The sequence below is a fragment of the Pseudoalteromonas sp. NH0006-46 genome (assembly GCF_057547735.1).
This window is the reverse complement of record NZ_BAAJML010000003.1, coordinates 321,539-334,151: the sequence shown is the minus strand read 5'-3', so window position 1 is coordinate 334,151 and position 12,613 is coordinate 321,539. Positions and strand designations below refer to the sequence as shown.

The following is a 12,613-nucleotide window of genomic DNA, read 5'->3' as shown; positions in this document are numbered from 1 at the left end:
TCACCTATTGCTTTTCAGACCATGCATGAACTTGTATACCTTCATATAAGCTCGCTATACCTGCTGTTACTATTACATCGCCCGAAACTAAGCCTTCTTTAATAATCGCATTTTTTGTTGCTGACTTTTCAAGTGTCACAAATTGTTTAGACACGGTGCCAGTATCGGGTGTGACTTTCCAAACGTAGGTTTTTTCGTTATCGATGCCAATAGCACTGAGAGGAACTTGGACTAGACCTTTATCGTTGAGTGTACTTGTTGGGTCTTTAAACCAAACAGTTGCGTTCATTCCTGGCAGTATGTTTAAATTTTCAGGTGATTTAAATGCAAATTTTACTTGGTAGGTTTGTGAAGTCGCATCAGCGTTTAGGTTAGCTTCTTGAAAAACTGCGGGTAATTTATTTGAAGGGTCAAATACAAAAGTAACAAACGCGGCGGTATTACTTGCACTTTGCGGTTTTGCTGTTGCAATAACACTTGCCGGTAGATTAATAGTTGCTTCCATTAACCCATCGGCAATGATATTAACGGCGGTACTACCGGCTTGAACAACTTGTTTTTCTTTAAGGTTAAGCTCAGCAATTAAACATGAAAATGGGGCTTTTAGGGTTGTGTCTTCAAGCGCTTTTTTTGCGGTTTTAAGTTTTGTCTCTGCAACTTCTTTATCAGAACGACGTTTGTCTAATTCATTTTTAGCAATCGCATTTGTGCCCATTAATTTTAACATACGCTGATATTCTTTATCTGCGATGTTAAATTGCGATAGCGCTGCATTATAACTTTCTTTAATGTCTCTTGAGTCTAAAATTGCAATTACATCACCTGCGTTTACACGTTGTGATTCAGTAACAAGCACTTCTTTAACAATGCCTGATACTTCAAAGCTTAAGTCTGAGGATTTTTGGGGTTTAACGGTTGCTGGATAGCGAAGAAACTGTTCTAGGTTGCTTTCTTTTATTGTAAGTAGTTTAGCGGGCTTACTTGCAGCAAGTGTTGATTCGTTTTGGTTGTTGTTGTCACTACAGCCATTTAAAAAATAAACGCTTAATATGAATACAGTGAGCTTTAAATAATTGAAGATCATAAATAATTCCTAACTTTTAATTTTTAACTTTAAAGCCAATCTGTAAGCTTTACACCAATGCTTAAACGAGATGAGTGTTGGTTATAATAAATAAGCCCATCGCCATAGCCATTAAAGTATTCTACATAGCCTCTTAAGCGGTAAGTGAGAGGGAAAGACCAACCAAGTTGAAAGGTACTTCGGTTGTTACTTTTTAGATTATTGCGAAACATCAAATCCAAGTTATGGTCATTGTTAACTTGCCACAACACACCTAATTCACCATATCCGTAATAGTTTTCTATATTTGGGTTATCGTCGCCATCACTTAAAAAAGATGATTCTTTGTCATCTTCAGGGAGTCGCCACCAAGCTTTAAGATTCCAAACTAGGTCATCATCAACAATAGTGACAGCTCCAATTACTCTATTCCAACTGCGAGATAAAGTACCTGCTTGGCCATTAGACTGGTGATTAAACGATAAGGAGGTGTTGCTAATATCAACACCTAAAAATTGCCACGGACGACTATAATTGAATATTAATTCTGGTTCGTAGTTAGTTTCTCTGAATGGCGCTGAAATATCGCTATTATATGATTGCCACCAGCTAACGGCTGTAAACGCTGCATAAATGTCTAAGTCGTCAAAATACGCATTTTCCATAGCTAAATATTTTAATGAAACCTGAAACTTGGTTTCGACATCATCAAGTGATTCGCCTTCTAAACGTTCTTGATAAGGCACTGAGCTTACATTGGAATAGCTAACAGGCAAAACGTAGTTGGGTTTGTGAGGTAAAATAGAAAACGGATTAGGAGATGCTTGGTTTTCTAATACCCTCCTTTTTTCGATAGAGTTTGTAAGTATATCGGAGCACTGTTTTTTTAGTTCGCCAATAGTTACATTATCATCGGCATTTATACTTTTTTCAGCTATACAGGCTGATAAATCAGCGGTTTGCGACAAGGTTGAAAAAGGTATTAATACACAAAGGGCAAATGGCAGCTTATATTTAGACATTATGTTTACCAAGGCTTTCTTGTAATTATACATGTTGTTTACTCTTTTGTAACACAGCTTTATTGCAAATTATTGAAATTATATACTAAAAGTGCATGATTCAATTTTTAATAAATACAATTGAATTAGTTTTTAGGTAGGAGTCGCTAAATAATACATTAACAGTTATGAAAAGCTGTGACCTAAATCAACTAAAACCATTTTTTGGATAGATTTAATTTGCGTGCCGTGTTCACTTTTTAATTTTATCAGAGAAGTAAACCTGATACTGAGTATATTGAAGTAAAAATTATGGCGAAGGTTCCTTTAAAAAAGGGATCCCTTGCTCTAAAAGGTATTTTTGAGCCTCATCAGTATGGGGCTTAAATGCCTTCCAACGGCCAATTGCTTTGTTGTTAAGTGGTTGGCGTACCTGCATTTTACTGGCAGTAGACACCGGTGCGGTGTTTAGGTGAAAGTCTATACACTGCTCTTGCCACTCTAAATCACAAAAGCTGACTAACTCTTTTATTTGCTGTTCGGGCTGTGCGACTAGTTCTTCGTATTTTACAATTTTAATATTGCTGTGCACGGTGCTGAAGTGCTGCATAAGTGAGTAAAAGCGGCTATAAAATTTAGCGGTGTCGAGTAAATCGAGTGAATACGCGTAGTAAGGGTTGTTAATAGTAAATAGCTGGCGGTAGTTACCAATACAGGTGTCCATTGGATCGCGCAGCATACAAATAATTTTAGCGTTTGGCAGTGCTTTAGTGATTAAGTCGATATAAAAAAAGTTAAATGGAAGTTTATCTATAAAATGTGTATGGCTGCCAGTAGTTACGCGTGTGGCGTTTAAATACGTTGAGCCAAGCTCATTAAAATCAAGCTCATACGCTTTAGTTAATGTTTGTATGTCGAGCACTTTAGGTGTGGGTGTGTTGCTCAATCTTTTTACGCTTACGCCGAAGTCTTGTAATTCACCGGCTGACTGCACGTCACTGTGGCTCGATAATATTCTTTCAACTAACGTGGTACCAGAGCGGGGCATACCTAATACAAAAATAGGCTCAGCGGTGGGGTTGCCGTTTACTTGTTGGTTTTTGTGTTCAGCACTGAGTTGTTTTATGTGTTCGAACAACACGTTTGACGATGCGTTATCAAACGGGGTAAGCGCATGCTTTGCTGCTTTCCCTTGTTTTAACGCGGTAAAGGCGTCAGAAAATGCCCCAATATCTTGGTATTCTTTTGCCAGTGCATGACCTATGTGTAATTTAGCATCAGGGTGTGAAACCTGCTCAAATACCTGTTTTAACCTTGTAATATTGTTTTTTTGCTTTGTTACTTTAGTTAAATCACTGAGTGCAAAGTGGCTTTGATGATGAAGCGGATTAATAGCAATGGCATGTTCAAACGCGGTGTGTGCTTTTTCAAATAAGCCCAAAAACTTGGCGCTAACGGCAAAGTTATAATAAAACTGGGGCTGTGGTTGCTGTTTGGCACTGGCTAAAGTCAGTGCGCAGTCAAAATAATTGAGTGCATGTTCGTGAAGGCCTGCTTGCGTAAGTGCAACGCCTAAGGTGTCGGCGTCGAGTGCTTTTTTTATTTTTGCTATCGGTACCGATAGCGCTACAGTTTTTGCTTTTTTTAACTCACCCGTAAGTGCATAACATTTTGCCAGTTGTGCGGTATATTCAATACTTGAACCCAGCGTTAAGGCTTTTTCGATTAGCTTTATGGCCTTATAAATTTGCCCTACCTGCAAGTTAACCATTGCCAGTAAAAAATAGCCGTCGGCAAAGTCAGGTTTTTGCGAAACCAGTTCTACTAAGTTTTTGTGGGCAAGTTGTACTTTGCCTTCGTTTAAATATTTAATGGCGCTTTGATGGAGTTGCTTTAAATTTGGCTGCATTTTTTAATTTGTATTGTTTAGTTACGCGTTAATAAAGAAAAAAGGCTCAAATAAATTTGAGCCTTTTGATTGTACTTAAACTTAGCGGTTAATTATATTTCAAACTTATAATTAAATTTAATACCTACCGTTAATGGACGGTTGATAAAGTAACCATAGTTACGTTGTATGTCAGTTCTATTTGCTGAGGTAATATCAGCGTCTGAACGGCGAACAGACGTAACGGCGTATTTATTAAATACGTTGTCTACGTAAACGGTCGCAGACCACTCATCGGCCGTTAGTTTAGCCGATATGTTGCTTAAGCTATAACCCGGTAAAGTTTCACCATTGTCGCGTAAGCCAACACGAGAAATCACATCGCTTTGAGCGGTAATACCGTAGTTAATATCAAGCGTTTTGTCGTTAAACACGTCGGTTTGATAGTTTACACCCATTGAAAACTGGTGTTCAGACGAGCCAGGTAAACGGTCGCCATCTTCTGCGCCATCTGTGCCATCTGAATTAAATAAGAACGGTGCGTCTGATGTTAACTCTGCTTTTGTGTATGCATATGTAGAATACACAGAGAATGAGTCAGATAAAATTGCACGCGACGATATCTCTATACCTTTTGCATTGGCTGAACCGGCATTAGATAAGTACGGTAGTTGGCCTACCTCGGTTGCACCGGCAACTTGTGCGTCGTCCCAATCTATATTAAATAATGCGGCGTTAAAGTGTAAACGGCTTCTTAACCATGTGCTTTTAAAACCAAGCTCGTAGTTAGTTGTTGTATCTGCATCGTAAAGCATTTCACTTGGGTTACCACAACCCGCTTGGTTAGCTGGTAGTGGATCAGGACAAGGTGCTAAGCCATTTGAACCACCAATTCTGAAGCCTTCACTTATTGTTGCATAACCCATTACAGAGTTAGTGAATTGATACTTGGCATTAAATTTAAATAGGCTGCCGTTGTCGCTTGCTTCATTTTGTTCAAAGTTAAGTGTTACGTCGTCTGGGCCTGCGCCGCCAAATAAGGTATTAAATAATGGAAAGTCGACCGCTGACTCAGACTCAACATCGTACTTGTAAAAACGAGCGCCTACAGTAATATCGAGTTTGTCGGTAACTTGGTAACCAATTTCACCAAATAAAGCTGACTCTGTTATTTCAACGCGATCAACTGAGTAGTATTCAAGTTGGTCTGGACGAGATTGATCTGCGCCAAAATTTTCTACTGCAAAGTCACCAAAGCCTGGTGTGTACTCTTGACTAGACGCATCGCTTTCAATTTTGTTGTAAAAGCCACCTACAATCCAGTTAATGTCACTGTCGTTTTGTGATACTAAACGTATTTCTTGTGTGAACGTGTCTTGCTCTTCAAGCTCACGCGTGAACGATGAGAATGCAGGAAATTCTTCATAACCGTAATCAAGACGAATAAGTAAATCGGTTTGGTCACGTTGGCCGTCGGCATCAAAGTTTGAAATACCAGTTGCCGATACTAATTCAGCAAAACCTAGGTCTGCTTTTAGCTCTAAACTTAGTAATTGGTTTTCTTTTTCACGCGGTTCTTCGTAGCGGTACGCTGATTCGTATTTACCAATGATGTTGCTAAGGCCGTTATCAGCACTTAATGTGTTGTAATGAACAATTGAACGACCTTCGCTGTCTTGGTTTTGGTAAAAGTAGTTAAGTGTGCCTTCAAGTGTTTCGCTTGGTTTAAAGCGAACAGAAATACGCCCTGTTGTGGTGGTTTCACCGTTAGCGTCTTCTACATTTTTAAGGTTGTTGTTAATTGCTGCGCTGTCGGTCCAATCTGGATCGGGTAACGATACGCCTGGCTCACGTACTACGTAGCCGTAGTCAATAAACCCTGGGTCTTCGTAAACGTTTAAGCTCGCACGAACGGCAAGTTTATCTTCAATTAATGGTAGGTTGAAGATGAATCCACCTTCGCCGCCAATAGAGTCGCTTTCTTGTGTTTGCGATACATTGCCAAATACTTCAAGTGATGTGAAATCAAGTTCAGGCTCTTTAAGCATGTAACGAATGGCACCTCCTAATGTGCCCGCACCATAAAGTGTACCTTGTGGCCCAATAAGGACCTCTACGCGCTCTACATCAACTAGGCGCATATCAATAGCAACTGGGATTTCATTAATATAAGTAGCTACTGTGCCACCGTCTGACGATGGGCCAGATGAGTTTGTGTTTAAACCACGTACAATAATAGGTGATCCAGAGCGACCACCTTGATCGGTAATTGTTAAACCAGGTACCCAACGTGCTACGTCGGCAAGCTCGCTGATGTTTTGATCTTTCATTATGTCGGCATCAAGCGCTGTAATGTTAAGCGGTGCGTTTTGCACTGAGCCGCTACGTCGTGTTGCAGTTACTTCAATAACTTCAAGTGATTTGTCTTTTGCGGTTTCTTGCTCTTGAGCAAGTGCTGTATTTGGAAGTAAAAAAGCGCTAGTAAGCGCGCCCGACATAGCCAAGGTCAACAGGCTTGGTTTAAACATAAAAATGATCCCCAGTTCAAAGATTTAACATAAGTAAAGTACATGGAATATATTATCAGTCACAATTAGATCTGGGAATGAATAAATTGAATTAAAATTCAGTTTTTTAGAATAAAAAAGGGTTAAAGTTGTGTTTTTTAGTTAATGAGTGATGATTTAAGCTCTTTCCTCATAATGCATACCTACTACAGGTACGTTTTTTGAACTGTTTTACTTGTATTGAGTGTGTGAATAGCTATTCATGCTTGTTAGATTTGCGTGTTTTTAATGATGTTAATTTTTTTGTTTTTTTTGGTTTTTTAAGTTGTGAATCTTAATTTTTGTGTGTTTTGGTTATTTAAAAATTATTGTTACTCCCCATAATCTACTTTTAAACAAAGGTTTTTATTGAGTTTAATGGGCGAATAGGGGGGCTTGTTCGTACATTCAATTTGATTTTTTACTGTGCATCCATCAAGGACTTGTTATGAGCCAACTTTTTTCACCGTTAACTATTGGTGAACTTACCCTCCCTAATCGCATTATTATTGCGCCTATGTGTCAATATTCAGCAATTAATGGAGAAGCCACAGATTGGCATACTATTCATTTAGGGCAAATGAGTTTAAGTGGTGCAGGGCTACTAATTTTAGAGGCGACCGCTGTTAGCCCCGAGGGGCGAATAAGTTATGGCGATTTAGGGCTTTGGAACACAGATACTCAGTGTGCACTTGGCAAAAGTTTAAACGCGGTTAGGCAATACAGCGATATGCCCATAGGAATACAGCTGGCTCATGCCGGACGCAAAGCGTCAACCGGTAAACCGTGGGACGACGTAGGTGCTATTTCACCTAGCGATAAAAATGGGTGGCAAACTATTGCGCCATCTGCATTGGCTTACGATGAGCATTCGTTTGAACCTGTTGCAATGAGTAAAGCGGATATAGCCCAATTAATTGCTGATTTTGCAAGTGCAGCCAAACGCGCCGACGAGCTAGGCCTAGATCTGATTGAATTACATGGTGCACATGGGTATTTGCTACACCAGTTTTTGTCGCCAATTACAAATAAGCGTGACGATGAATATGGCGGTAGCCTCGCCAATAGAATGCGAATTGTAATGGAGGTATTTAACGCCGTGCGCACTGAGTTTAACCCTAGTAAACCAGTCGGTATTCGCATCTCAGCGACTGATTGGGTTGAGGGTGGTTGGGATCTACAGCAAAGTATTACACTTGCTCAAGCGTTAGATGACGCAGGGTGCGATTTTATTCATGTAAGCACCGCAGGTTTAAGCCCTTTACAGCAAATTCCTGTTGAGCCTGGCTTTCAAATTCCTTTTGCTACGGCAATAAAAAAAGCGGTTAGTATGCCGGTTATTGCGGTGGGTTTAATTACCGAAGCGCAACAGGCAGAAAATATTTTAAAAGAGCAACAAGCCGATGCAGTCGCATTAGCGAGAGGTATTTTATACAACCCACACTGGCCATGGCATGCTGCCGCTGAACTTGGTGCCACAGTAAGTGCGCCTAAACAATATTTACGCTCAAGCCCATATGGAAAGCCGTCGCCCATAAAGTGACTTAATAGCCAACCTCAGTTGCTTGAGGTTTTATTTCATTTATTTTGAGAATGCCATGTCTAAATTAAGCGCCGAGCCTGTGCAAATAAGCAGAGCTCTTGTGAGCGTTGTTGCGCTGTGTTGTGGGTTAATTGTTGCCAATATTTACTATGCGCAGCCTATTATAGAATTGTTAGCCCCCGATGTTGGATTAAGTGCACACAGTGCTAGTTTTATTGTGTCATTAACCCAAATTGGCTATGCCATTGGATTATTTTTTTTAGTGCCGCTAGCTGACTTAGTTGAAAATAAACGGTTAATGTTGATTACCCTGTCTGTTACATTTTTTAGCTTAATTGGAGTGGGGGTTGTTCAAACACCAAACGCCATGTTGGTTTTGTGTTTGCTGGTGGGGGCAAGCTCGGTATCGGTGCAGGTACTTATTCCGTTAGCGGCACATTTATCGTCAGATGAAAAGCGTGGGCAAGTTTTGGGCAATATTATGGCGGGGCTTTTGCTAGGTATATTGCTAGCAAGACCTGTGGCCAGCCTAATTGCTGATCATTTTGGCTGGCGTGCCGTGTTCTTTTTTGCTGCTGGGTGTATGGTGTTTATCTCCTTGGTTATCTACTTTGTTATACCCACAAGGTTGCCAACGCATAAAACAAGCTACTTTGCGTTATTGAGGTCACTGAAGTCGTTGTTATTGAGCCAACCTGTGCTTCGTCAACGCGCGTTTTATCAAGGGTTAATGTTTGCGTCGTTTAGCGTGTTTTGGACCACAGTGCCCGTTGTACTAGCCCGAGAATATGGTTTTTCGCAAACGCAAATAGCATTGTTTGCTTTAGTTGGTGCCGCGGGGGCCGTTGCAGCGCCTATTGTTGGGCGCTTAGCTGACAAAGGCTATACCTACGAAATGTCGTTATTAGCTAAAGTTATCGCGGTGGTGTGCTTTTTACCTAGCTTATTTGATTTACCAAACGGCATTATTATATTGGCGCTAACGGGTGTATTTATTGATTTTGCAGTGCAAGCTAATATGGTACTTGGTCAACGGGTAATATACTCACTTGAACCACAAAGCCGCGCTCGGCTAAACGCCATTTATATGACCAGTATATTTTTGGGCGGGGCTATTGGTTCGTTAATTGCTAGCCCATTATATGAATTTGGTGGGTGGGAAAGTATTGCCTTATTTGCAGCTGCTATGCCGCTTATTGCGTTAATAGGTTTTATTTTTTCTGCTAAAAGGGCAAAACAAAAAGCACATCTAGTTTAACAAAAAAGCCATCTTAGTTGATGGCTTTTCGGTTTAGGCTACTTTTTTGACTCGCCAGAGAAGGAGCTTCCTGCTGAGGCAATAATTACCAATAAAATTGCTAACCACTGCCATATTGTTAGTAGCTCGCCCAAAATAACAAAGGCGGCAAGTGATGCAATGGCAGGTTCAAGGCTCATCATGATGCTAAAGCCTTGTGAAGGCATATTACGAAGTGCAACCATTTCTAACGTGTAGGGTAACGCGCTAGATAAAACTGCAATACCAATTCCCAGTGGAATAATTTCCCATGTGAATGCGCTTGCTTGCATCATGCCTCCGTAGGGCACAAGCACTATGGCTGCGACTGTCATACCTAGGGCAACCGTTGCACCACCTGAGCTTTGCATTCCGGTTTTTTTTCCAAACAATATATAGCCTGCCCAACAGGCACCCGCTGCTAAGGCTAAAATAACACCAACAGGATCTAGGCTGTCTTTACCGCTCATATCGGGTAGTAAAAGTAAAATACCGGCAATGGCACACGCAACCCAAAATAAATCGCGTTTACGGCGTGAAGAAAACAAGGCAACGGCGAGGGGGCCTGTGAATTCTAGTGCGACACCAATGCCTAAGGGGATACGCTCAATTGCGTAGTAAAATAAAATGTTCATTCCACCTAAGCTTAAACCATAAACCACAATAGCTAAGCGGTTTCCTCTGGCGGGTATATGTTTCCATGGTTTAAACACTAAACATAATATAAGTGCAGAAAAACCAAGCCTAAGCGCGGTTGTCCCTTCGGGGCCAACAATAGGGAATAGTTGCTTTGCAAACGACGCACCCGATTGAATGGTCATCATGGCAATTAATAAGCAAACAATTGCTAATATGAAATCTTTGGTACTTGATTGCATTGTCGTCCCTAATGTAAAGCACTGTTAATAGGGATTAGTAAACTTACCCTGTTTGAGATGCTATAGCTGTATTTTGTGGCGGGATAATATCTGCTTTTAGTCCGATTGGTAAGTGTTTGCGATTAAAAAATAAGTGTGGCTGTTTAGAGTAGGATTTAATGAAAGGCAACATACTAGCAAACAGGCATTTGCTAGTATGTTTAAACTTAATGAGCGTTTTTGTTAACTAAGCCGTCTAACGAGTACAGGCCGCGTTTTTCGTCATTTTTACGCTTTATTTCTTCAAGTGCGCGGGCTTCTACTGCATCAAATAATGCATTAATTAAGCGGTTAAAGTGTTTATGCATGGCAGTACGAGCGGCACTGGCGTCATGCGCTTTTAGTGCAGTATAAATCGCGGTGTGCTCATCCATTACGCATTCGTTATTGTTAGTACAAACGCTGCTGTAATCGGCAACAATTTGCGGGTTTTTTAATCGTAAATCCCACAAGTTAGAAACAGCAAACTCAAGTGCTTTATTACGTGTTGCTTTGGCGATAATCTCATGAAATTCGCGGTCAGCCTGTTCTACGTAGAGGCCTTTTTCCATTGCTATTAGCGTTTGGTTTAGCTGCTCGAGTTCTTCTTCTGTAATGCTTTGAGCCGCCAGTGCTGCAATTTCGCCTTCAATAAGTGCACGGGCTTGTGTTAGTTCAAATGCGCTGATCTCTTTTGATTTTATAGAGGCATTTTTTTGCTCAACAACATACACACCTGAACCGGTTTTAACCTCAACCCGGCCACGTACTTCTAATGCAATAATTGCTTCTCGAATTGTTGGGCGACTTACGTCAAACATTTCTGCAAGTTCACGCTCAGGGGGTAAACGACTCCCAGCAGTAAATTCGCCTTGATTTATTAAAGACTCTATTTTATCAACAATGCGCCAAAATAAGCGACGATTACCCATATTGTACCTTCATACCCTAAGGAATATTGACCATTTAGGTCTAAAAATTTATAACATTTGTTAACCAACAAGGTTACCCCAAACCCCACTAATTTGTCAAAATTCTAGCACCATCATTTGGTTATAAAACAACATTGTCGGTTGGTTTAATTTGTGTAATACCAATTTAGTTTAAAATTACACAATTGGCCAGCTTGATTGGTTATGTTTTTTTATGTTAGTTTAGATTTATGCTGTTAAGATTGTAATGGCTGTTTTCTGATTAGGATTAAGTAGTCGATCTATTATCAGTTAGGAATTGGTAAATACTTTAGGTCATTATATCAAATTGATTGCCCACGGATGGGGATCGTTACTTAAATGTGCGTAGGTAACAAGTGTGCAGTTGGTATAGTGATTTGCATTTCCCCATGGGCGTTAACTGTCGTTGGTTAACGCCCATATACAACTTCTCCCAGTCGAGGTCTAAATTAATCTGTTTTATCGTTAGGGTAAATCACGCCTAACTGTTTGCGAGCTTCGTCAAGTACATTCATAACATCTAGTGACAGCGCGAATGTGTTTACATTAGACTCCCACTGATTTTTTGCTACTAACTGCATAAAATGAGCAACTTCAAATTTCATGAAATGCTCATCAAATTCTTCCGATAAGGTTTCTGATTCGCCATAGTTAGCAATAAACTCTACTTTTTTGAGTTGCGATACGGCTTCAATACGAATTCTGCCCAGTTCACCCTGTATTTCGGTTATGTTGTCACCTTGCGAAATTTTTGAGTAGCTAATAACAGCTTGCTTGTCTGAATAATTAAGCAGCACATCGCCAGCCCCGTCAACCCCAGTATCGAGTAACACGCCACTGGCATTTACATTTTGCGGTGCGCCCCAAAGCGCTATTAATAAGTAAAGCGGGTATATGCCTAAATCGACCAAGGCACCGTTAGCAAATTCAGGTAAAAAGGTGTTTGGGCGTTCGCCATTTTTATATTTATCGTAGCGCGAAGAGTACTGGCTATATTGCCCTATAAATTTTCTGGGAGTGCCTATTTTAGAAAGTGCATTTTTTAATAATGTAAAGTTAGGCAAGTGCGTGGTCATCATGGCTTCCATGTACAAGCACTGGTTTAGCTTAGCGGCGGCGATGATATTTTTTAGTTCTTGGCTATTAGCTGCGGATGGCTTTTCACCAAGTACATGTTTACCAGCGTTTAAGCACATAACCGCATATTGTTTGTGTAAGCTATTGGGGGCGGCTATGTAAACTGCATCAACCTGTTCGTCTTGGCAAACTTGTTCAATATGGGTAAATATTTTTGCTTGGCTACTTTTTGGGTGTTTTGCTAAAAAAGCTTCACCGCTTAAAAGCGCGCGTGAACAAACGCCATATAAATTAAAATCGGCTAGGGTATTTGCGGCGTCAAGTAATGTGTCGCTTATAAAATTAGTACCTACAATTACAAAGTTCATAC

Annotated in this window: 9 protein-coding genes; 2 read left to right on the top strand and 7 right to left on the bottom strand. The window is 40.4% G+C overall.

Annotation, left to right across the window (positions count from 1 at the left end):
• Positions 1-4: 4 nt before the first annotated feature.
• From AC27I2_RS09240 to AC27I2_RS09225, 4 genes are all read right to left on the bottom strand, one after another.
• Entirely contained in the window at positions 5-1,084 is a 1,080-nt protein-coding gene (locus AC27I2_RS09240; RefSeq protein ID WP_138529862.1) for an efflux RND transporter periplasmic adaptor subunit, read from the bottom strand.
• Between the two features lie 29 nt (positions 1,085-1,113).
• Positions 1,114-2,085 (bottom strand): phospholipase A, encoded by a 972-nt coding sequence (locus AC27I2_RS09235; RefSeq protein ID WP_081824571.1) that lies wholly within the window; start codon positions 2,083-2,085, stop codon positions 1,114-1,116.
• Positions 2,086-2,374: 289 nt separating this feature from the next.
• Positions 2,375-3,973, bottom strand: a complete 1,599-nt coding sequence (locus AC27I2_RS09230; RefSeq protein WP_487204072.1) for a tetratricopeptide repeat-containing sulfotransferase family protein — start codon at positions 3,971-3,973, stop codon at positions 2,375-2,377.
• A 92-nt stretch (positions 3,974-4,065) separates the two neighbouring features.
• Complete coding sequence (locus AC27I2_RS09225; protein WP_219422109.1) at positions 4,066-6,480, bottom strand: TonB-dependent receptor; 2,415 nt, start codon at positions 6,478-6,480, stop codon at positions 4,066-4,068.
• 466 nt (positions 6,481-6,946) lie between these two features.
• On the opposite strand from AC27I2_RS09225, the gene AC27I2_RS09220 reads away from it, so the two are divergent.
• Positions 6,947-8,041 carry an NADH:flavin oxidoreductase/NADH oxidase gene (locus AC27I2_RS09220; RefSeq protein WP_487204071.1) on the top strand — a complete coding sequence of 365 codons (1,095 nt, stop codon included), beginning with the start codon at positions 6,947-6,949 and terminating at the stop codon, positions 8,039-8,041.
• 55 nt (positions 8,042-8,096) lie between these two features.
• A complete protein-coding gene (locus AC27I2_RS09215) occupies positions 8,097-9,299 on the top strand; it encodes an MFS transporter (RefSeq protein ID WP_487204070.1) in 1,203 nt (400 codons plus the stop codon).
• Between the two features lie 38 nt (positions 9,300-9,337).
• On the opposite strand, the gene AC27I2_RS09210 is transcribed toward AC27I2_RS09215, so the two are convergent.
• The 3 genes from AC27I2_RS09210 to AC27I2_RS09200 all read right to left on the bottom strand — a co-directional run bounded on the left by AC27I2_RS09210 (position 9,338) and on the right by AC27I2_RS09200 (position 12,611).
• Positions 9,338-10,195 carry an EamA family transporter gene (locus AC27I2_RS09210; protein WP_058404588.1) on the bottom strand — a complete coding sequence of 286 codons (858 nt, stop codon included), beginning with the start codon at positions 10,193-10,195 and terminating at the stop codon, positions 9,338-9,340.
• Positions 10,196-10,401: 206 nt separating this feature from the next.
• Positions 10,402-11,145: a FadR/GntR family transcriptional regulator gene (locus AC27I2_RS09205; RefSeq protein ID WP_058404589.1), complete on the bottom strand. Its 744-nt coding sequence runs from the start codon at positions 11,143-11,145 to the stop codon at positions 10,402-10,404.
• A gap of 470 nt (positions 11,146-11,615) precedes the next feature.
• Positions 11,616-12,611, bottom strand: coding sequence for a Gfo/Idh/MocA family protein (locus AC27I2_RS09200; RefSeq protein WP_487204069.1), 996 nt, complete (start codon positions 12,609-12,611; stop codon positions 11,616-11,618).
• Between the last annotated feature and the right edge of the window lie 2 nt (positions 12,612-12,613).

Coding starts and splice junctions, on each gene's coding strand:
- AC27I2_RS09240 (WP_138529862.1), bottom strand. CDS start 1,084: ATGATCTTCAATTATTTAAAGCTCACTGTATTCATATTAAGCGTTTAT.
- AC27I2_RS09235 (WP_081824571.1), bottom strand. CDS start 2,085: ATGTCTAAATATAAGCTGCCATTTGCCCTTTGTGTATTAATACCTTTT.
- AC27I2_RS09230 (WP_487204072.1), bottom strand. CDS start 3,973: ATGCAGCCAAATTTAAAGCAACTCCATCAAAGCGCCATTAAATATTTA.
- AC27I2_RS09225 (WP_219422109.1), bottom strand. CDS start 6,480: ATGTTTAAACCAAGCCTGTTGACCTTGGCTATGTCGGGCGCGCTTACT.
- AC27I2_RS09220 (WP_487204071.1), top strand. CDS start 6,947: ATGAGCCAACTTTTTTCACCGTTAACTATTGGTGAACTTACCCTCCCT.
- AC27I2_RS09215 (WP_487204070.1), top strand. CDS start 8,097: ATGTCTAAATTAAGCGCCGAGCCTGTGCAAATAAGCAGAGCTCTTGTG.
- AC27I2_RS09210 (WP_058404588.1), bottom strand. CDS start 10,195: ATGCAATCAAGTACCAAAGATTTCATATTAGCAATTGTTTGCTTATTA.
- AC27I2_RS09205 (WP_058404589.1), bottom strand. CDS start 11,145: ATGGGTAATCGTCGCTTATTTTGGCGCATTGTTGATAAAATAGAGTCT.
- AC27I2_RS09200 (WP_487204069.1), bottom strand. CDS start 12,611: ATGAACTTTGTAATTGTAGGTACTAATTTTATAAGCGACACATTACTT.